16 protein-coding genes are annotated in these 20,137 nt (G+C 65.9%); 8 read left to right on the forward strand and 8 right to left on the reverse strand.

Annotated features, from left to right (window positions below; genetic code table 11):
* Window positions 1-62: 62 nt before the first annotated feature.
* Window positions 63-2,120 carry an excinuclease ABC subunit UvrC gene (gene uvrC, locus ACLNGM_RS14120; RefSeq protein ID WP_416355407.1) on the reverse strand — a complete coding sequence of 686 codons (2,058 nt, stop codon included), beginning with the start codon at window positions 2,118-2,120 and terminating at the stop codon, window positions 63-65.
* Between the two features lie 376 nt (window positions 2,121-2,496).
* Here uvrC and ACLNGM_RS14125 point away from each other — a divergent pair, with 376 nt between their 5' ends.
* Window positions 2,497-3,150: an outer membrane protein gene (locus ACLNGM_RS14125; protein WP_416355408.1), complete on the forward strand. Its 654-nt coding sequence runs from the start codon at window positions 2,497-2,499 to the stop codon at window positions 3,148-3,150.
* A gap of 73 nt (window positions 3,151-3,223) precedes the next feature.
* Here ACLNGM_RS14125 and ACLNGM_RS14130 read toward each other — a convergent pair whose 3' ends face one another.
* The 3 genes from ACLNGM_RS14130 to ACLNGM_RS14140 form a co-directional block, all read right to left on the reverse strand.
* On the reverse strand, window positions 3,224-3,820 hold the full coding sequence (locus tag ACLNGM_RS14130; protein ID WP_416355409.1) for a glutathione S-transferase family protein: 597 nt from the start codon (window positions 3,818-3,820) through the stop codon (window positions 3,224-3,226).
* A 17-nt stretch (window positions 3,821-3,837) separates the two neighbouring features.
* On the reverse strand, window positions 3,838-4,284 hold the full coding sequence (locus tag ACLNGM_RS14135; protein ID WP_416355410.1) for a hypothetical protein: 447 nt from the start codon (window positions 4,282-4,284) through the stop codon (window positions 3,838-3,840).
* Window positions 4,285-4,359: 75 nt separating this feature from the next.
* Window positions 4,360-5,202: a 23S rRNA (adenine(2030)-N(6))-methyltransferase RlmJ gene (locus tag ACLNGM_RS14140; protein WP_416355411.1), complete on the reverse strand. Its 843-nt coding sequence runs from the start codon at window positions 5,200-5,202 to the stop codon at window positions 4,360-4,362.
* Window positions 5,203-5,326: 124 nt separating this feature from the next.
* Here ACLNGM_RS14140 and ACLNGM_RS14145 point away from each other — a divergent pair, with 124 nt between their 5' ends.
* A complete protein-coding gene (locus ACLNGM_RS14145; protein WP_416355412.1) occupies window positions 5,327-6,439 on the forward strand; it encodes an alkene reductase in 1,113 nt (370 codons plus the stop codon).
* A gap of 121 nt (window positions 6,440-6,560) precedes the next feature.
* On the forward strand, window positions 6,561-8,666 hold the full coding sequence (locus tag ACLNGM_RS14150) for a molybdopterin-containing oxidoreductase family protein (RefSeq protein ID WP_416355413.1): 2,106 nt from the start codon (window positions 6,561-6,563) through the stop codon (window positions 8,664-8,666).
* A 55-nt stretch (window positions 8,667-8,721) separates the two neighbouring features.
* Here ACLNGM_RS14150 and purN read toward each other — a convergent pair whose 3' ends face one another.
* From purN to ACLNGM_RS14165, 3 genes are read right to left on the reverse strand one after another with little or no spacing between them, the layout of a single operon-like run.
* Entirely contained in the window at window positions 8,722-9,351 is a 630-nt protein-coding gene (purN, locus tag ACLNGM_RS14155; protein WP_416355414.1) for a phosphoribosylglycinamide formyltransferase, read from the reverse strand.
* Window positions 9,352-9,407: 56 nt separating this feature from the next.
* The gene (gene purM, locus ACLNGM_RS14160) at window positions 9,408-10,481 is read right to left on the reverse strand and encodes a phosphoribosylformylglycinamidine cyclo-ligase (RefSeq protein WP_416355415.1); all 1,074 of its coding nucleotides are present in this window, start codon (window positions 10,479-10,481) and stop codon (window positions 9,408-9,410) included.
* Window positions 10,471-10,890 (reverse strand): hypothetical protein, encoded by a 420-nt coding sequence (locus tag ACLNGM_RS14165; protein ID WP_416355416.1) that lies wholly within the window; start codon window positions 10,888-10,890, stop codon window positions 10,471-10,473. The genes purM and ACLNGM_RS14165 overlap by 11 nt, the downstream gene beginning before the upstream one ends.
* 215 nt (window positions 10,891-11,105) lie before the next feature.
* Here ACLNGM_RS14165 and ACLNGM_RS14170 point away from each other — a divergent pair, with 215 nt between their 5' ends.
* From ACLNGM_RS14170 to ACLNGM_RS14185, 4 genes are all read left to right on the forward strand, one after another.
* A complete protein-coding gene (locus ACLNGM_RS14170; RefSeq protein ID WP_416355417.1) occupies window positions 11,106-12,278 on the forward strand; it encodes an AI-2E family transporter in 1,173 nt (390 codons plus the stop codon).
* Window positions 12,279-12,282: 4 nt separating this feature from the next.
* Window positions 12,283-12,966: a hypothetical protein gene (locus tag ACLNGM_RS14175; protein ID WP_416355418.1), complete on the forward strand. Its 684-nt coding sequence runs from the start codon at window positions 12,283-12,285 to the stop codon at window positions 12,964-12,966.
* 64 nt (window positions 12,967-13,030) lie between these two features.
* Window positions 13,031-15,394 carry an RNA degradosome polyphosphate kinase gene (locus ACLNGM_RS14180; RefSeq protein WP_416355419.1) on the forward strand — a complete coding sequence of 788 codons (2,364 nt, stop codon included), beginning with the start codon at window positions 13,031-13,033 and terminating at the stop codon, window positions 15,392-15,394.
* A gap of 19 nt (window positions 15,395-15,413) precedes the next feature.
* Window positions 15,414-16,901 carry a Ppx/GppA family phosphatase gene (locus ACLNGM_RS14185; RefSeq protein WP_416355420.1) on the forward strand — a complete coding sequence of 496 codons (1,488 nt, stop codon included), beginning with the start codon at window positions 15,414-15,416 and terminating at the stop codon, window positions 16,899-16,901.
* A 55-nt stretch (window positions 16,902-16,956) separates the two neighbouring features.
* Here the strand turns inward: ACLNGM_RS14185 and rnd are convergent, their stop codons facing one another.
* Window positions 16,957-18,108, reverse strand: a complete 1,152-nt coding sequence (gene rnd, locus ACLNGM_RS14190; RefSeq protein WP_416355421.1) for a ribonuclease D — start codon at window positions 18,106-18,108, stop codon at window positions 16,957-16,959.
* Between the two features lie 220 nt (window positions 18,109-18,328).
* Here rnd and aspS point away from each other — a divergent pair, with 220 nt between their 5' ends.
* Window positions 18,329-20,119, forward strand: a complete 1,791-nt coding sequence (aspS, locus tag ACLNGM_RS14195; protein WP_416355422.1) for an aspartate--tRNA ligase — start codon at window positions 18,329-18,331, stop codon at window positions 20,117-20,119.
* Window positions 20,120-20,137: the final 18 nt, after the last annotated feature.

Raw genomic sequence — 20,137 nt, forward strand, 5'->3', positions numbered from 1 at the left:
ACGCGGCATGACGCCCCCGTCAACATCGTGCGGGGAAAAAGGACCGGTCAGGGCCCAATGCGTCACTGGCGCTCGTGAAAATGGTCGTAGATCGTCCGCGCCATCGCGGCCGAAATGCCCTCGACCTTGAGAAGATCGTCGAAGGCGGCGCGCGACACCGCCTTGGCCGTGCCGAAATGGTGGAGGAGCGCCCGCTTGCGCGAGGGGCCGATCCCGCCGATCTCGTCCAGCGGGTTCTTGGTCAGTTCCTTCTTCCGCTTGGCGCGATGCGTGCCAATTGCGAACCGGTGCGCCTCGTCGCGCAGTCGCTGCAGGAAGTAGAGGACCGGGTCGCGCGGTGGCAGCGAGAAGGGCTCACGCCCCTGAACGATGAACCGTTCGCGGCCGGCGTCGCGGTCGACACCCTTGGCGACGCCGATCGTGGTCACCTTGTCGGCGATGCCGAGGTCCGACAGGATGGTTCGCACGGCTGAGATCTGGCCCTTGCCTCCGTCGATCAGGACGAGGTCTGGCCAAGCCGGCATATCGGCCGTATCGACCGGCTCGTCGGGTTCCGCAGCCGGGGCGGGCTGCGGCCCGGCATACCCATGCTCCTTCAGGAGGCGGGAGAAGCGACGCGTCATCACCTCGCGCATCATCCCGAAGTCGTCGCCCGGCGTGATGTCCGCGCCGCGGATGTTGAACTTGCGATACTGGTTCTTCGCGAACCCCTGCGGCCCGGCGACAATCATCGCGCCGACCGCGTTGGTGCCCATGATGTGGGAGTTGTCGAAGACCTCGATGCGGCGTGGGACCTCGGCGAGCCCGAAGGTTTCCTTCAGCCCCGCCAGCAGGCGTGCCTGCGACGAGGTTTCGGCCAGCCGCCGCCCGAGGGCTTCGCGCGCGTTGCTCGTCGCGTGATCGACGAGGTCCTTCTTTTCGCCGCGCTTCGGCACCGCGATCTCGACGCGCCGCTCCGCCTTAACGCCGAGCGCGCCGGCCAGGAGCTCGCGGTCCTCGACGTCGACCGGCAACAGGATCAGCGATGCCGGCGGCTTGTCGTCGTAGAATTGGGCGAGGAAGGCGCCGAGCACCTCGCCAGGTTCGAGCGACGGATCGGCCTTCGGGAAATAGGCGCGGTTGCCCCAGTTCTGGCCGGTGCGGAAGAAGAAGACCTGAATGCAGGTCAGGCCGCCTTCCTGATGGATGGCGAAGACGTCGGCTTCCTCGACGCCTTGGGGATTGATGCCCTGATGCGATTGGATGTGCGATAGCGCCGACAGGCGGTCGCGATAGACCGCCGCGCGTTCGAAATCGAGGTCGTTCGACGCCTCCTGCATCGCCTTGGCGATCGACTGCTTCACCTGACCCGAGCGTCCGGACAGGAAACCCTTCGCCTCGTCGACGAGCTCGCGGTAGCCGTCAAGCGAGATCTCGCCCGTGCATGGCCCGGAGCAGCGCTTGATCTGGTAGAGGAGGCACGGGCGGGTGCGCGTCTCGAAGACGCTGTCGGTGCAGGTCCGCAGCAGGAAGGCGCGCTGCAGCGAGGCGACCGTGCGTCCCACCGCGCCGCCGGAGGCGAAGGGGCCGAAGAAGCTGCCTTTCCGCGAGCGCGCTCCACGGTGCTTGAAAATCGCCGGCGCCTTGTGATCGTCAGTGACGAGAATGTAGGGAAATGACTTGTCGTCCCGCATCAGCACGTTGAAGCGGGGCCGCAGGCGCTTGATGAGGTTGGCTTCGAGGAGGAGCGCTTCCGTCTCCGTCCGCGTCGTGACGAATTCCATGTGCCGCGTCGCGCGGATCATGCGCATGATGCGGTTGTTGTGGCCGGCAAGGCGTGTGTAGCTCGCCACTCGCTTCTTCAGCGATTTCGCCTTGCCGACATAGAGGACCTCGCTCGCCTCGTCGAACATCCGGTAGACACCGGGGCTGTTCGGCAGCCGCTTCTGGAACTCCGAAATGAGTTCGGCGCCGGTCAGCGTCTGATTGACGTCCCGTCCGCCGTCCGCCCATTCTATCGACGCGACCAGCGAGGCGGCAGCGCTCGCGTCGACGTTGGCCTCGGCCTCGACCGTCTCGTTCGCGAAGTCCTCATCGGTATCGAAGTCGTCGTCGATCTCGGGTGTCAGTTCATCAGCCATGTCGTCTTCGCCGGGGAAGCGGGGTTGGATGCCTCGGCCCTGCCGGACGAGCCGGCGGCGCCTGCGCCGGAACGGAGCTGCCCGGCGGGCCGCGTCCTGCGCTTTGCTACCCCTTATATGATTCACCATGTTCGCGCTTTGCAGGGGTATTCCGGCGCGAGAAAGGCGGAAACTCGGCTAGTGCGGCGTCAGAAAAAGGCGAGTGTCACCGCCGTGCAATTGGCGACGCGCTTCGATGACGCTTACATGATGGGCAACGAAAGCTGGCCTGTGTCTCGAAGCGACGGTTGGCTGGCGTCGGAACGCCGAACCATCGAAGGCGTTGGGGTCGCAAGAGTTTTCTGAAGGGCATCAGCGCCTTTCGCGGAGTTGGACCATGAAGGTGTTTCGCACCTTGGCCTTGAGTGGACTTTTGCTGGCGCCCGCGGCCCACGCCTCGGCCGCCGATGCGGTCGTGGCAGAGCCGGCGCCCATCCTGGCTCCGGAGGCGTCGGTCTATACGTGGTCCGGCCCTTATGCCGGTGGCTTCGTCGGCTACAACTTCGCGAACATGGACCAGACCGGCGGCGCGAAATTCGATGGCGAAGGGGTCGTTGGCGGCGTCTATGCCGGCTATTCGCTGCAGAACGGCGGCTTCGTCTACGGCGCCGAGGCGGACGTCGGGGCATCCGACCTGTCCGCGGGCGGCTTCAACGTGGCGACGGGCGTTCCGATCTCGGCTGACTCCACCGCGTTCGGCTCGCTGCGCGCGATGGTGGGCGTCGCCTACGATCCGATCATGCTTTTTGCGACCGGCGGTGTCGCCGTTGCCAACAAGGAGTTGTCGCTCGGCAACGTGTCCGACGACCAGACCCATGTCGGGTACACCGTCGGCGCGGGCGTGCAGGCGAAGGTGACCGACAGCGTGACCTCGCGCGTCGAGTACCGCTATTCCGATTTCGAATCGAAGGACTATGACCTCGGCAACGTGACCATCTCGTCGGGTTTCGACGAGCACTCGATCCGCGCCGGTCTCGCGCTGAAGTTCTGATATCGCAATCTAGGCCAAGCGAAAGGGCGGTCGTGCCGAGCACGCCGCCCTTTGTTTTTGCCATTGCGGCGCTTCAGGCGACGGGCTTCAGCGCCGCAAGATCCGGATGGGTTTCGAAGAAGCGGTCGAGCCAGGTGACCAGGACAAGGTGGGGGCCGTTCAGCTCTTCGGGAAAGCGCAGCTGGACCCACGCGAGGTCCGATGCGACGGCGAGATGTGCCAGCGTCGGTTTCTCCGGCAGTCCCCGAACCTCCTGCTCCAACGCATCCAGCGCACGATGAGCACGGCGCCACTGCTTGTCCATCCACGGCTCGTACCACATGGGCTCGGGTCGGTAGCGCTTCTCATAGAGCGCGGCCATGGCGGCTTCGGTCATGCCGTCGGCCAGCGCCTCGACCCGCTTCGTCGCAGCCCAGGCTTCGGGTGCCTGCGGGATGATGGGGTTGCCGGCCAGGCGATCCAGATATTCGCAGATCACCCGGCTGTCGTAGAGCGTCGATCCGTCGTCGAGGATCAGTGCCGGGATCTTGCCGATTGGATTGGACTGGGTGAGCTCGACACCCTCGTCGGCGGTGTTCGTCGGAACGAGCTCGATGTCGAGGTCGCAGAGATGCGCGGCCATGCGCACCTTGGAGGAATAGGGCGAGGGCTTCGAGTAGAGGAGGCGCATGGCGAGGCTCGGCCCTTTCAGAAACGGCGCAGCGATTCGCAGTTGGCACCGTAGATCTTCCAGGGGTCGAGGCCGAGCACGCAGCCTTCGGCCCGCCAGCTGAGGCCCGCGTAGCCCATGGGATACTCGATGACGTAGTAGACGGTGCGGTGTTCGCCGCTGGAGATCAGCGCGGTTCCCTGGCAGTAGCGCCGCTCGATTTCCTTGTGGCCGCCCCTCGGCTGATAGGCCTTCTCGAAGAGGCCGCTGAACTCGACCACCGCAAGCGAGGCCGGAATCGTGTTGGGCGCGCCATACTCGAACTGGTCTTCCACCTGCGCCATGACGCGGGCGTCATCGCAGGCCGGCACCTTGGCGGTGGTGACGATCATGGCCGGGGCGGTCTCGACATAGTCGGCGGCGACTGCAGGGCCGGCAATGGAGGCCGCGATCAGGGCGGAGACGGCGGCGAGGCAGGGGCGCATGCGTCGGATCCTTGCGATGGCTAGGAATGCTTCGGCAGGCGAAGCATCGTCAGATGCGGTTATATTGCACCCGGATCATTCGGCGACCAGCGCAATGATGCCACAATTGCCGCGATCCGCGACGCCGAGCACTGGCACCAGGGCCTTCAGGATTATCTGGGCTTCGGTTGCGAACGTGAAAGGTGGGTTCACCACCGCAAAGCCGGTACCGACTAGGCGCTCGTTTGCGCTGAACGGCTCGCGGAAGAAGTCTGCCGCCACGACGTTGCGCATCCCGCTCTCGCGCAGCGCTGCATGGAAGGCCTCGTACTGCCCCCGTCGCTTGATCGGATACCAGATCGCATAGGTCCCGCCCGGCCAACGCCGCCAGGCGTCGCCGACGCGCGCGACGATCCGCTCGAACTCGCCAACCTCCTCGAAGGGCGGGTCGATCAGTACCAGCCCGCGCCTTTCCTTCGGCGGCAGGTGGGCGCCGAGCGCCAGCCAGCCGTCGAGCTCGATCGTCTTCACCTGCACGTCGCCGGCGAAGGTCTCGGCGAGGGCCTTCGCATCGACCGGGTGCAGTTCGTAGGCCGAGAGGCGGTCCTGCCGGCGCAGAAGGTGCCGCGCGATCCACGGGCTGCCGGGATAGCTCTGCGGTCCGAGTTCCGCGCCCGCCGCTTCGACGGCTTCGCGGTAGGGAGCAAGCAGCGCGTGGTGCCAGACGTCCGACCGCCGCATGGCCTCGATACCGGCTTCGGCCTCACCGGTTCTCAGCGCCTCGTCGGCGTCGAGGTCGTACCTGCCGCGTCCGGCATGTGTATCCATCACGCGGAAGGGTTTGTCCTTGCGCTTCAGGTACTCGATCAGCCGAGACAGCAGGGCGTGCTTCACGACATCCGCAAAGTTTCCGGCGTGAAAGGCATGCCGATAGTTCAATGTCCGACGCTCCGTGAACGCAGCATTCGCGAAAAGGGGGATGCTGCAGCGCGAACCCGCGCCCATATGGGGCGTTGGTAGCGCGAAACGCGGCGCGCCGCGAACCCAGAATGAGGACAGACCCATGGCCGACAAGAAGTTCTTCCAGCCGTTCGACCTCGGACAGCTTCACCTCGCGAACCGGGCCGTCATGGCGCCGCTGACCCGCAGCCGCGCCACGAGCGACGGCGTACCCAAGGACATGCATGTCGAATACTACCGCCAGCGCGCCGGCGCCGGCCTCATCATCACGGAAGCCACCAACATCTCCGAGGAAGGGCGGGGCTACGCCTGGACGCCCGGCATCTTCAACGACCAGCAGGTCACGGCCTGGAAGAAGGTGACGGACGCCGTCCATGCCGAGGGCGGCAAGATCGTGCTGCAGCTCTGGCATGTCGGCCGGATCTCGCATCCGGACCTCCAGCCTGGCAACCAGCCCCCGGTCGCCCCCTCGGCCGTGAAGCCGAGCGGCAAGGCCTTCACCGAGGAGGGCTTCAAGGACCACGAGACGCCGCGCGCGCTGGACGAAAGCGAACTGCCGCGCGTGATCGAAGATTACGTGAAGGCGACGCGCAACGCGCGCGCGGCTGGCTTCGACGGCGTCGAGGTCCATTCGGCGAACGGCTATCTCCTCGACCAGTTTCTGCGCGACGGCACCAACACGCGCACCGACCGCTACGGCGGCTCGATCGAGAACCGCATGCGCTTCCCGCTCGAGGTGCTCGACGCGGTGATTGCGGCCTGGGACCATGACCATGTCGGCGTCCGTATCTCGCCGGTGACGGTGATGGGCGGCTCCAGCGAGAGCGACCAGCAGGGCCTGTTCAACGCCTATGTCGAGGAGCTGAACAAGCGCAAGCCGCTCTACCTTCACGTGATCGAAGGACAGACCGGCGGCGATCGGAACAAGGACAATTTCGACTACGCGGCGCTTCGCCAGCGTTTCGATGGCGTCTACATGGGCAACAACAACTACGACCCGCAGTTCGCGATCGAGCAGATCGAGAAGGGCGAGATCGATCTGGCTTGCTTCGGCAAGCTCTTCATCTCGAACCCCGACCTCGTCACCCGGATCGAGGTCGGCGCGCCGCTTAACGAGTGGGACAACGACACGTTCTACGGCGGCGACGAGCACGGCTACACCGACTATCCCGCACTGTCGCCGGAGGAGCGGGCGCGCTACGCCCAGGCCGCCTGATCAACTGTCGCGAAAGGCCGGGCCGGGTGCCCGGCCTTTTCGGTTTCGATCAGCGAGCTGCATCGATCGCATTGCGAAAAAGAATGGGCGAGGGCCCGTCGGCTCGATTATGGTCGCGCCCATGAACCAGCGCGTCCAGACCCGTAAGGGCTACACCGCCTGCCCGCACGACTGCCCGTCGACCTGTGCGCTCGACGTCGAGATCATCGACGAGCGCACGATCGGCCGCGTGCGGGGAGCCGAAGACAACAGCTACACCGCGGGCGTGATCTGCGCGAAGGTCGCCCGCTATGCCGAGCGGGTGCACCATCCCGATCGCCTGCTGAAGCCGCTGCAGCGCGTGGGCGCCAAGGGGGCGGGCGGCTGGCGCGAGATCGGCTGGGACGATGCGCTCGACCTTGTCGCCGAAAAGTTCCTGCAGGCGGAAGCGCGTTACGGTTCCGAGGCGATCTGGCCCTACTACTATGCGGGAACGATGGGGCTGGTGCAGCGCGACGGTATCAACAGGCTGCGACACGCCAAGCGCTATTCCGGCGAGTTCGACACGATCTGCACCAACACGGCCTGGACCGGCTTCGTCGCCGGAACGGGGAAGCTGGCCGGCGTCGATCCTCGCGAGATGGCGAAGTCCGACTGCGTCGTGATCTGGGGCACCAACGCGGTCGCGACGCAGGTCAACGTCATGACCCACGCGGTGCGCGCGCGAAAAGAGCGCGGCGCGCCGATCGTCGTGATCGACATCTACGACAATCCGACGATGAAGCAGGCGGATATCGCCCTAAAGCTTCGGCCCGGTACGGACGGCGCTCTGGCCTGCGCCCTCATGCACATCGCCTTCCGGGATGGAACCGCTGACCGCGCCTATCTCGATCGGTTCGGCGACGATCCCGCCGGGCTGGAGGCGCATCTTGCCAGCCGTACGCCGGAATGGGCGAGCGACATCACGGGATTGACCGTTGCCGAGATCGAGAGTTTCGCGGCCCTCATCGGTCGCACACCTCGCACCTTCTTCCGCCTCGGCTACGGCTTCTCCAGGCAACGCAACGGTGCGGTGGCGATGCACGCCGCCTTGTCGGTACCGACCGTCTACGGCCACTGGCAGCACGAAGGCGGCGGCGCCTTCCACAACAACGGGGCCCTCTGGCGCTTCGACAAGGCGCTGATCGAGGGGCTTGGCGACCTCGACCATTCGATCCGCCATCTCGACCAGTCTCGCATCGGTGCGGTCCTGACCGGCGATGCCGGGGCGCTTGCCAGCGGCCCGCCGGTGACGGCGATGCTCGTGCAGAACACCAACCCCGCCAATGTCGCGCCGGAGCAGCGCGACGTCGTACGCGGCCTCATGCGCGAGGATCTCTTCGTCGCGGTCCACGAGCAGTTCATGACGGACACGGCGAAGCTCGCCGACCTCGTTCTGCCTGCGGCGACCTCGATGGAATATGACGACATCTACCGGGGCGGCGGGCAAAGCCACATCCTGCTCGGACCCAAGCTCATCGAGCATCCCGACACGGTGCGAACCAATCATTTCGTCATCGAGGAACTGGCCAAGCGGCTTGGCGTGGCCGATAGGCCGGGCTTCGGGATGACCGAGCGCGAGTTGATCGACGATCTCCTGATCCGCAGCGGCTACGATGGCCTCGACTCGCTCGAGCGCGATCGCTGGCTGGACGTGCAGCCGGACTTCGCGACGGCGCATTACCTCGACGGGTTCGCGGCGCCCGGCGGCAAGTTCCGCTTCCGTGTGGATTGGGCTGGCCTCGTGGCGCCGAACCGGCCGCCGCCGTCGATGGGCCTGCTCGGCCCCGTCGAACGGCTTCCGAGCTTCCCCGACCATGCCGACCTGATCGAGGATATCGACGCGGAGCATCCCTACCGGCTGGCGACCCCGCCCGCACGGCAGTTCTTGAACTCGTCCTTTGCCGAGACGGAAGGATCCCGTAAGCGCGAGGGGCGGCCGGAATTGCGGATGCACCCGGACGATGCCGCGCGTGAAGGTGTAACCGACGGTCAGCGGGTCGAAATCGGCAACAGGCGAGGCGAGATCGTTTTGCCGGTCAAGATCGACACGGGCGCCAAGCCCGGCGTTCTGATCCACGAAGGTCTGTGGCCGAACGGCGCGTTCGAGCGCGGCGAGGGGATCAACGTCCTGACAGGGGCCGACCCGGCGGCGCCGTTTGGCGGCGCGGCCTTCCACGACAACAAGGTCTGGATGCGCCCGGCTTGATGGAGGAGCCGCGGCGACCGCGGCCAATCCCAGCGCTCTGTCCGGTGATCGAACGTCAGGACTCGCGGCCGTCGGGTGCGACGAGCACCGTCGGTGTTGCCGGGCGCGGCGTCCCGCCGCGCGACTCCGCAATGACCGCACGTCCGCCGTCCTGGCGCACGGTGCCGTCGGCGACGAGGCGAAGCGCGTGCGAATAGAGGCGGTGTTCGGCCCGCAGCAGCCGGTTGGCGAGGTTGTCGGGAGTGTCGCCGCGCTCCACTGTAATCGCGGCCTGCGCGATGATCGGTCCTTCGTCCATGTCGTCGGTCACGAAGTGCACCGTGCATCCGTGGATGCGCATGCCTGCCTCCAGCACGCGCTCGTGCGTGTGCAGCCCCGGAAATAGCGGCAAGAGTGACGGGTGAATGTTGATCATCCGTCCGGCATAGTGCCCGACGAACAGCGGCGTCAGCAGCCGCATGTAACCCGCCAGGCAGATGATGTCGGGGCGATACGTGTCGAGCCGTTCGATCAGCGCCTGCTCGTGGGCCGCTCGATCAGGGAAGAGCCGCTGGTCGACCCCCTCGGCCGGAATGCCGTAGCGCGCGGCGGTGGCGAGGCCGCCCGCGTCCGGCTTGTTCGACAGGACGGCGACGATCTCGGCCGGGTAGGACGGGTCCATGGCCGCGCCGATCAGCGCGCTCATGTTGGAGCCGCGTCCCGAGATCAGGACGGCGACCCGCTTGCGGGCGGCCTCGTAGCTCACAGGGCGAGCTGCCCGTTGAAGGTGACCGGGGCCTCGGCCTCGCGCGGGAGGATACGGCCAAGCGGGACGACCGTCTCGCCTTCGCTCTGAAGGATCGCGGCGACCGCCGCGGCTTCCGCCTCACTCACGACGACGATCATGCCGATGCCACAGTTGAAGGTGCGCAACATTTCGGCCTCGGCGATGCCGCCCTCGCTGGCGAGCCAGGAGAAGACCGGCGGAACCGGAATGGCGTGGAGATCGAGATCGGCACGAAGATGCTCGGGCAGCACCCGCGGAATGTTCTCCGGGAAGCCGCCTCCGGTGATGTGGGCCAGCGCCTTGATGCCGTCGCCCTCGCGGATCGCAGCCAGCAGCGGCTTCACATAGATGCGGGTCGGCGCGATCAGGACCTCGGCGAGCGAGCAGCCCTCGGCCTCGAACGGGGCGGGGGCCTCGTAGCGCGCGCCGGCCTTCTCGACCACGCGGCGCACCAGCGAATAGCCGTTGGAATGGACGCCGGACGATACGAGCCCGAGGATCACGTCGCCGGACGCGAGTTCGCCGCTCGGCAGGAGGCGCCCGCGCTCGGCGGCACCCACCGCGAAGCCCGCGAGGTCATAGTCCTTCTCGGCATAGAGGCCCGGCATCTCGGCGGTCTCGCCGCCGATCAACGCACAGCCCGCCTGCCGGCAGCCCTCGGCGATGCCGGCCACGATCGCTTCGCCCTGAGCCGGGTCGAGCTTCCCGGTCGCGAAATAATCAAGGAAGAACAGCGGCTCGGCGCCCTGCACCACGAGATCGTTCACGCACATCGCCACGAGGTCGATCCCGATCGTGTCGTGAAGGCCGGTGTCGATCGCGATCTTGAGCTTGGTGCCGACGCCGTCGTTCGCGGCCACCAGCACCGGGTCGGTGAAACCGGCCGCCTTCACATCGAACAAGCCGCCGAAGCCGCCGATCTCGCCGTCGGCACCGGGACGTCGGGTCGAGCGCACCAGAGGCTTGATGCGTTGCACCAGTTCGTTGCCCGCGTCGATGTCGACGCCGGCTTCGGCATAGGTCAAACCGGTCTTGGGATCAGCGGTCATGGCAGGGCCCTCTTTGGGTCGCGAGTTCGCATGATCGGACTATGCGGGCAAGACGCCATGACCTTCGATCGTCGAGTTTTCGGCGGCGTAAGCCGCGAGAATCGATGGAAAAGCGTCGGGCCGCGGAAACTTCTCGAAACTGAAGGCTGCAGGCATGCGAACCCACGGCAATTTTTCGGCCGTGCAGGTTCATGAACGGTTCGAGCAGAAGCGAGGCGCCCAGCATTGGTGAGCGGACGTTGACGAAATCGTCCATGCCCTCGGGGTGGGTGAAGGCCCATGTCAGGCAGTGCGCGCAAAAATGGTGCTTGGAGCCGCCATGCAGTCCGCCGATGGCGGTCTCTTCGGCGGAGACAGCGAAGCTTGCGGCCGGAAACAGGGCCGAGAGCGAGAAGGCGCTCGCCGTCATTTTCTCACAGCCCGCGCAGTGGCAGGCCATCGTAACCAGCGGCTTCCCGTGAACTCGAATTCGCAGCTGGCCACACCGACAAGCCCCGTGGGTTTCCATTCTAACCGTGACCTCCGACTCCCGCTTCGACCCTTGACCGGTTCCGGCGGGCCTGCCTATCTCGATTTCGTTCGCGCGCGCCCGAAATATCCCGCACGTGCGAACGGAGGAATGACATGGTCCGCGATCGTAGCCGACTTCTCAAGCGTCAGGTCCTGTTCTGGAGCCTCGCCGCGGTCGGGGTGGTCCTGTTTCTCTGGCTGTTCCGCGGCATCCTTCTGCCCTTCGTGCTGGGCATGGTGATGGCCTACTTCCTCGATCCGATCGCCGACTGGCTGGTGCGGCGGGGCATGTCGCGGCTGGCTGCCAGCATCGTTATCCTCGTCACGTTCGTGATCCTGATCGCCTTGGTCCTCCTCGTGCTCGTCCCGGTCATCGGTGGCCAGATCGCAGGCTTCGTCGCCCGCCTGCCGCAATATCTCGGTCGCCTCCAGGAACTGGCCGGCGACCTCCGGCAGGGGCCGTTGTCGCGTTTCATCGAGAACGACCAGCAGTCGGTCCAGCAGGATTTCCAGGCGCTGGTCCGTCAGCTCTCGGGCTTCGTGACGTCCTTCGTCTCGTCGCTGTGGACGTCCAGCCTTGCGGTCGTGAACTTCCTGTCGCTCTTCGTCGTCACGCCAGTCGTTGCCTTCTATCTTCTGCTCGACTGGGACCGGATGATCGAGAAAACCGACGCGCTGGTCCCGCGCCAGCACGTTGCGACGGTCCGGCGCCTAGCGCGGGAAATCGATCGGTCTGTTGCGGGCTTCGTGCGCGGTCAGGGCAGCGTCTGCCTGATTCTCGGAACGTATTACGCGGTCGGCCTGACGCTCGTCGGGCTCAACTTCGGCCTTCTCATCGGCTTCTTCGCCGGCGTGATCTCCTTCGTTCCCTATGTCGGCTCGGCCGTGGGTCTCGTGATCGCGCTCGGCGTCGCGCTCGTCCAGTTCTCGCCGGACTGGATCTGGGTGGCGGCAGCCGCGGGCGTGTTCTTTTCCGGCCAGTTCATCGAGGGCAACATCCTTCAGCCGAAGCTCGTCGGTGCGTCCGTCGGGCTGCATCCGGTCTGGCTGATGTTCGCGCTGTTCGCCTTCGGCGCGATCTTCGGCTTCGTCGGCCTCCTGATCGCCGTGCCGGCCGCCGCAGCGGTCGGCGTGCTCGTCCGCTTCGCCCTGCAGAAGTACCTCGAGAGCGAGATGTACTTCGGTCGCGAGCTGGCAGCGACCCCGCAGCCGATCCAAATCGAGGGCGACGGGCTTAACGCCGCTCTACGCAGCCAGTTCGACCCGCGCGGCGGCAAGGGCGACTGAACGGATGCGCAGGCCCCAGCAACTGCCGCTGGACCTCCCGGCGCGCTCGTCCATGGCGCGTGACGACCTGATGGTCGGCTCGGCCAACGCGCTCGCGGTGGAAGCGATCGACAGCTGGCCCGACTGGCCGCATCCGCTCGTCATGATCTCGGGACCCCCCGGCTCGGGCAAGACGCATCTCGCCTCGGCTTGGTGCGAGCTGTCCGGCGCCACCGTTTGGCCGGACGATGCATTTGATCCGGCCGCAGCGCGCGGATCCTTCGCTGCTCTGGTCGAGGATATCGATCGCGCGAACTTTGACGAACCGGCGCTGTTTGCGCTCCTGAATGCCGCGCGGCTCGGCGGCGGCACCGTCCTCCTGACCTCGCGCTTGCCGGCAGGCGCGCTCGACATGAAGCTTCCCGATCTCCGCTCGCGTCTCCGGGCCGCAACCGCGGTCGAGCTGCGCGCGCCGGACGAAACTCTGCTTGTCGGGGTGGTCATGAAGGTTGCCGCCGACCGGCAGATCGAACTCGACCCGCGCGTCGTGGAGTTCGCGCTGCCCCGGATGGAGCGCTCGTTCGAGGCGGCGTCCGACTTCGTACGTCGGCTCGATCAGGCGTCGCTCGCCGGCAAGCTTCGGATCGGGCGCACGTTAGCGCAGCGAGTCCTCGAAGAAATGGCATTGGAAACGAATCGAGCGTCATGAAACAGTCGCGCGACCCCGCTAAGCGACCGTGACCCCCGTGCGTTCCGAACCGACAGAGCATCCGATGAGCGAGACCAGCGCGACCGATCAGTCCAAGCCCAGCCGCCCGGCGACCCGTCGCAGGAGCCCGGCGCGCGATGTGGTGCGCGCCAACGGCGGGACGGAGGCGGTGTCTGATGCGGCGACACAGGTTGAGGTCGAAAGCGACGAGCCGGAGCCGGATCAGCCCCTGATGGAAGCCGTCGGTATCCTGCCGGCGCCCGTTCCTCCCGTTCAGGTCTCGACCGTCGAGGAGCTTCCCGCCGATCGCTACGTCAACCGCGAGGTATCCTGGCTCCAGTTCAATCGCCGAGTCCTCGAAGAGTCGCAGAATCTCAACCATCCGCTGCTCGAGCGCGTACGCTTTCTGTCGATCTCGGCCGGAAATCTCGACGAGTTCTTCATGGTGCGCGTCGCCGGGCTCGCGGGGCAGGTGCGTGCCAGCTTGTCGGTCCGCAGCGACGACGGCCTCCTGCCGCAGGAGCAGCTGGACCGCGTTCTCACGGAGGTCGGCCAGCTTCAGGAGGAGCAGCAGGCTTCGCTCGCCGAGCTGGTGAAGGCGCTGCGCGCCGAAAACATTCTGATCGTCGGCGCGGGCGAGCTCAAGAAGGACGACCGCGTCTGGCTGGAGCGCCACTTCGACGAGGCGATCTTCCCTGTGCTGACGCCGCTGTCGGTCGATCCGGCGCACCCGTTCCCGTTCATCCCGAACCTCGGGTTCTCGATGGCGTTGTCGCTGATCCGCGAGCGCGATTCGCAGACGATGAACGCGCTCCTGCGCCTGCCGACGGCGCTTCAACGCTTCGTCGAGATGCCGCTGACGGACGCGGGCGTCGCGCGCTTCGTGCCGCTCGAAAGCGTGGTCGCGCTGTTCATCTCGAAGCTCTTCCCGGGATACCGGGTGCGCGGGCAGGGCACGTTCCGCATTATCCGCGACTCGGACATCGAGGTCGAGGAAGAGGCCGAAGACCTCGTCCGCACGTTCGAGAGCGCCCTCAAGCGACGTCGCCGCGGATCGGTGATCCGCATCGAGTTCGACCACGTGATGCCGGAAGGGCTGCGCAACTTCGTCGCCAGCGAACTCAACGTATCCGAATCGCGCGTCTCGATCATGGACGGCATGCTGGCGCTCGATGCGGTGTCCCAGATCGTCAAGCTGCCGCGGGACGACCTGAAGTTCTCGCCCTACATCCCGCGCTTTCCCGAACGAATTCGCGAGCACAACGGCGATTGCTTCGCGGCCATCCGCGAGAAGGACATCGTCGTCCACCACCCCTACGAATCGTTCGACGTGGTCGTGCAGTTCCTGCGGCAGGCTGCGTTCGACCCCAACGTCGTCGCGATCAAGCAGACGCTCTACCGGACCTCGAACGACTCACCGATCGTGCGCGCGCTGATCGACGCGGCGGAAGCCGGCAAGTCGGTCACGGCGCTGGTCGAGCTGAAGGCGCGCTTCGACGAGGAAGCGAACATCAAGTGGGCGCGCGATCTCGAGCGCGCGGGCGTTCAGGTTGTCTTCGGCTTCATCGAGAAGAAGACCCACTCCAAGCTCTCGCTGGTCGTGCGCCGCGAGGAGGGGAAGATCGTGTCCTTCTGCCATATCGGCACGGGCAACTATCACCCGATCACAGCCAAGATCTACACGGACCTGTCGTACTTCACGGCCGATCCGGACATCGCCCACGATGTCTCGCTGATCTTCAACTACATCACCGGCTATGCCGAGCCGACGGACCTGCGCAAGATCGCGATTTCGCCGCTCAACTTGCGCAAGCGCATCCTGCAGATGATCGACGAGGAGATCGCGCACGAGAAGGCGGGCCGTCAGGGCCAGATCTGGTTCAAGATGAACTCGCTCGTCGATCCGCAGATCATCGACGCGCTCTACCGTGCCAGCCAGGCGGGCGTCGAGATTGATCTCGTGGTGCGCGGCATCTGCTGCCTGAAGCCGCGCGTGCCCGGCCTATCGGACAATATCCGCGTCAAGTCGATCGTCGGCCGCTTCCTCGAGCATAGCCGCATCTTCTGCTTCGGCGCCGGCCATGGCTTGCCTTCGGAAAAGGCGATCGTCTACATGGGGTCCGCCGACATGATGCCCCGAAATCTCGATCGGCGGGTCGAAACGCTGGTGCCCATCACGACGCCTACCGTCCACAGCCAGGTTCTCTCGCAGATCATGCTGGCCAACATCCTGGACAACCAGCAGAGTTGGTCGGTTCTCTCCGATGGAACCTCGCGGCGGATCGCTCCGTCGGAGGGTGAGCAGCCGTTCAACGCCCAACGCTATTTCATGACCAATCCAAGCCTGTCGGGACGCGGAAAGGCCCTGAAGACGAATGCTCCTAAGCTCATCGCGAGACAACGTGCGGAGCATTCCCGCTACGACTGACGAAGCGGCACATGGGCGGATGCCCGGCCGCGTGCCGGTCGCCGTCGTGGACGTCGGTTCCAACTCGGTGCGCCTCGTGGTCTATGAGGGCAACAGCCGCGCCCCCACCATGCTCTTCAACGAGAAGGTGCTGAGCGGCCTCGGTCGCGGCATCGCCGCGACCAACCGCCTCGACGACAAGGCCGTCGCCAGCGCCATCGCGGCGCTGACACGCTTCCGGGCTCTGTGCGACCAGTTCCGTGTCGGCGAGATCCATCCGATCGCGACCGCGGCAGCGCGCGAGGCGACCAACGGTCCCGATTTCGTGCGGGCGGCGGAAGCCGCGATCGGCTGCCCGATCACCATTCTTTCGGGCGCCGACGAGGCGAAGTACGCGGCCGAGGGCGTGATCGCCGGTTTTCACGCGCCGAACGGCATCACAGGCGACCTCGGCGGCGGCAGCCTCGAGATCGTTGATGTCGCGGACGGGCGGATCGGAAACGGCGTCACCATGCCGCTCGGCGGCCTGCGACTGCAGGACATGTCGAGCGGCGACCTGGCGAAGGCCCGGCTGATCGCCGACAGCCACATGATCGCGACCGGCTTCGCGCCGATCGCTGCCGGTCGGCCGTTCTATGCCGTCGGCGGCACGTGGCGAAACCTGATGAAGCTCCACATGGAGCAGACGGGCTATCCGATCCACGTCATGCACGGCTACGCCGTCAAGGCGGCCGATCTTGGCGAGTTCCTGACCGCTGTCGTGAAGAATGACCCGGAAAAGTTGCCGGGTATCGCCGCGATCTCGCGCAACCGTCGCTCGCTGCTGGCCTTCGGGGCCGTCGCGCTGCAGGCGGTCATTCAGACGCTGAAGCCCTCCGAGATCATCATGTCCGCCTATGGCGTGCGCGAGGGCTATCTCCACGAACGGCTGAGCGACGAGGAGAAGGCGAAGGACCCGCTTCTGGAAGCCGCGCTCGAGCTGTCGTTCCTGCGTTCGCGCTCGGCACGTCACAACGAGGAGCTGATCGACTGGTCGACTCGCACGTTCACCGCCCTCGGCATCGCCGAGTCGGTGGCTGAGCAGCGGCTGAGGAAAGCGGCCTGTCTCCTGACCGACATCGCCTGGCGCGCGCACCCTGACTATCGCGGGACGCAGGCCTACTCGCTGGTGCTGAACGCCGCGTTCCCGGCGGTCGATCATCTGGGCCGAGCCTATCTCAGCCTTGCGAACTATTACCGCTACGAGGGCGAGTTCGACCCCGTCGACGTTCAGCGGCTGAGCAGCATCGTCGACGCGCGGATGATCCACCTTGCGAGGGTTTTTGCGGGCCTCGTCCGCGTCACCTATCTCCTGACCGCGGCAATGCCGGGTGTTCTGGAGCGTCTGCGGTGGGCTCAAGATCCGCGAGGCGGCTTCACGCTGGTCGTGCCGAAAGATCTCGCTGGCCTGATCGGCGAGCGCCCTGAAGCCCGCCTCCAAGCGTTCGCCCGCATCGTTGAGCGCACCTTGCGGATGGAAGCGCGCTGACGCCGAGGGCGTCAGCAGCAACCACCGGTCGGACCCATTGGCCCGGCCGTAACGGTTAGAGTTTCACCACCTCGACCCGCCGATTGCGGTAGACGAGGGCGGACTGGCCTTCGAGAAGCTCCAGCGCGCGGTTTCCGAACAACTCACGGCGCCAGCCCTCGAGCGCCGGCACATCGGCGTCCGCACCCTTGACGGCCAATCTCTCCAGATCGTCGCCGGAAGCAATCAGACGGCCGGCGACGCCGCGCTCGTCGACGACGATCTTGAGGAGCACGCGAAGGAACTCGACCGCCGAGGCCGTTCCTTCCGGCTGGTTCGGTGGGCGAGGGATGGCCGGCAGTTCGTTCTTCGGGATCGCCAGCGCACGGCCGACGGCGGCGAGAATCTCGCGCCCCGCACTAGACCGCTCGAACCCTTTCGAAACGGTCCGCAAGCGCGAGAGAGCCGTCTCGTCGCGCGGCTGCTGCTGGGCGATCTCGTAGACGGCGTCATCTTTAAGAATACGCGAACGCGGTTGATCGCGCTGGCGTGCTTCCCGCTCACGCCACGCAGCGACCTCCTTCAGAACAGCCAGTTCGATCGGCTTCCTCACGCGAAGCTTCAATCGCTTCCACGCGTCGTCCGGGTGAATGTCGTAGGTTGCGGGATCAGTGAGGACCGACATTTCGTCGGCAAGCCACGACTCGCGCCCCTCCACTGCCAGCGCCGCCTTCAAGAAGCGATAGGCGTCGCGGAGGTAGGTCACGTCCGCCAGCGCGTATTCGAGTTGGTCCTTCGACAGAGGGCGACGGCGCCAGTCGGTGAAGCGCGACGTCTTGTCGATCCGCCCCTTCGACGTTCTCGCCACCAACTGGTCGTAAGCGATCGACTCGCCGAAGCCGCACACCATGGCAGCGACCTGCGTATCGAAGAGCGGGACGGGAATCAGGCCGCCGAGCTTGTGGATGATTTCGACATCCTGCCGAGCGGCGTGAAAGACCTTGATGACCCTGTCATCGGCCATCAGCGCGAAGAAGGGCGCAAGGTCGATGCCGTTCGCCAGCGGATCGACCAGCACGGCGAGATCGTCCGAGGCCATCTGGATGAGGCAGAGCTCCGGCCAGAAGGTCGTCTCACGGATGAATTCGGTGTCGACCGTGACGAACTCGGCGCGGGACAGGGTGTTGCACGCCTCTTGCAGCGCGGCGGTCGTGGTAATCGGCTCCATCCCTTCTTATAGGCCGACTTGCGCTGGCTGGGCACCGGCTGACCCGGCGAGCGATGCCTTTCCACCATTTTCATCGCGCGCTGCTGCGCCACGAAGCTCGGATTTCCCAAGATTCTTGACAGGATGGCACCTGCATGCGCTTGTCCGCGCGAATTTCGGGTGGGGGGCGGACGTCCCGTCCTCACACCTGACCCGCCGGATCAGCCGAGAGAAGACCGCCATGCATCGCTACCGTTCCCATACCTGCGCTCAGCTTCGCCCCGAGCATGTCGGGAACACGGTACGCCTGTCGGGTTGGGCGCATCGCATCCGAGACCACGGCGGCCTGCTCTTCATCGACCTTCGCGATCACTACGGCTTGACGCAGATCGTGGTCGATCCGGAGTCGCCAGCCTTCAAGACGGCCGAGACGGTGCGCGGCGAATGGGTCATCCGCATCGACGGCGAGGTGAAGGCGCGCACGCCTGAGACCGTCAACGCCAAGCTGCCGACGGGCGAGGTCGAGGTCTTTGCGCGTGAGATCGAGGTGCTGGGGCCGGCCAAGGAGCTGCCGCTGCCGGTCTTCGGCGAGCCGGAATACCCGGAGGACGTGCGCCTTCGCTACCGGTTCCTGGACCTTCGCCGCGAGACGCTTCACCGCAACATCATGCGCCGCACGCAGGTTGTCGCCTCGATGCGCCGCCGCATGAACGAGATCGGCTTCAACGAATTCCAGACGCCGATCCTGACGGCCTCGAGCCCGGAGGGCGCGCGCGACTTCCTTGTGCCGTCGCGCCTGCACAACGGCATGTTCTACGCGTTGCCGCAGGCGCCGCAGCAGTACAAGCAGCTGCTGATGATGTCGGGCTTCGACCGCTATTTCCAGATCGCGCCGTGCTTCCGCGACGAGGACCCCCGCGCGGACCGCTTCTACGGCGAATTCTACCAGCTCGATCTCGAAATGAGCTTCGTCGAACAGGAAGACATCTTCCAGACGATGGAGCCGGTGATCCGCGGGATCTTCGAGGAGTTCGCTGACGGCAAGCCCGTCTCGCAGACCTTCCGCCGCATCCCCTACGCCGAGTCGATCCGGCGCTACGGTTCCGATAAGCCAGACCTGCGTAATCCGATCGAGATGCAGGCTGTAACCGAGCATTTCGCGGGCTCTGGCTTCAAGGTCTTCGCGGGGATGATCGCATCGGATCCGGCCGTCGAGGTCTGGGCGATCCCGGCGAAAACCGGCGGCAGCCGCGCTTTCTGCGACCGCATGAACGCCTGGGCGCAGGGCGAGGGGCAGCCCGGCCTCGGCTACATCTTCTGGCGCGAGGAAGACGGCAAACTCAGCGGCGCCGGGCCGCTTGCCAAGAACATCGGCGAGGAGCGCACCGAAGCCGTTCGCATCCAGCTTGGCCTCGAGGCTGGCGACGCCTGCTTCTTCGTCGCCGGACGCCCGGAGAAGTTCTACGCCTTCGCTGGCTCGGCGCGCACGCGCGTCGGCGAGGAATTGAACCTCGTCGACCGTGAGCGGTTCGAGCTCGCCTGGATCATCGACTTCCCGTTCTACGAGTGGGACGAGGACAACAAGAAGGTAGACTTCGCTCACAACCCGTTCTCGATGCCGCAGGGCGGCATGGAGGCGCTGCAGGGGCAGGAGCCGCTGTCGATCAAGGCGTTCCAGTACGACATCGTCTGCAACGGCTTCGAGATCGCGTCCGGCGGCATCCGCAACCAGCTGCCCGAGGTCATGGTCAAGGCCTTCGAGATCGCGGGCTATAGCCAGGCCGATGTCGAGGAACGTTTTGGCGGTCTCTACCGCGCGTTCCAGTACGGCGCGCCGCCGCATGGCGGCATGGCGGCGGGCGTCGACCGCATCGTCATGCTCCTTTGCGGCGCGAAGAACCTGCGCGAGATCGCGCTGTTCCCGATGAACCAGCAGGCACACGACCTGCTGATGGGCGCGCCGGCCGAGGCGAGCCCCGCGCAGCTTCGCGAGCTTGGTATCCGTCCGATCCCGCAGCCGCCGAAGGGCTGAGCCGAAAACCGTTGGAGA

This window comes from Aureimonas phyllosphaerae, assembly GCF_047943035.1.
In the GTDB taxonomy this organism is placed as follows: Bacteria; Pseudomonadota; Alphaproteobacteria; order Rhizobiales; family Rhizobiaceae; genus Aureimonas; species Aureimonas phyllosphaerae.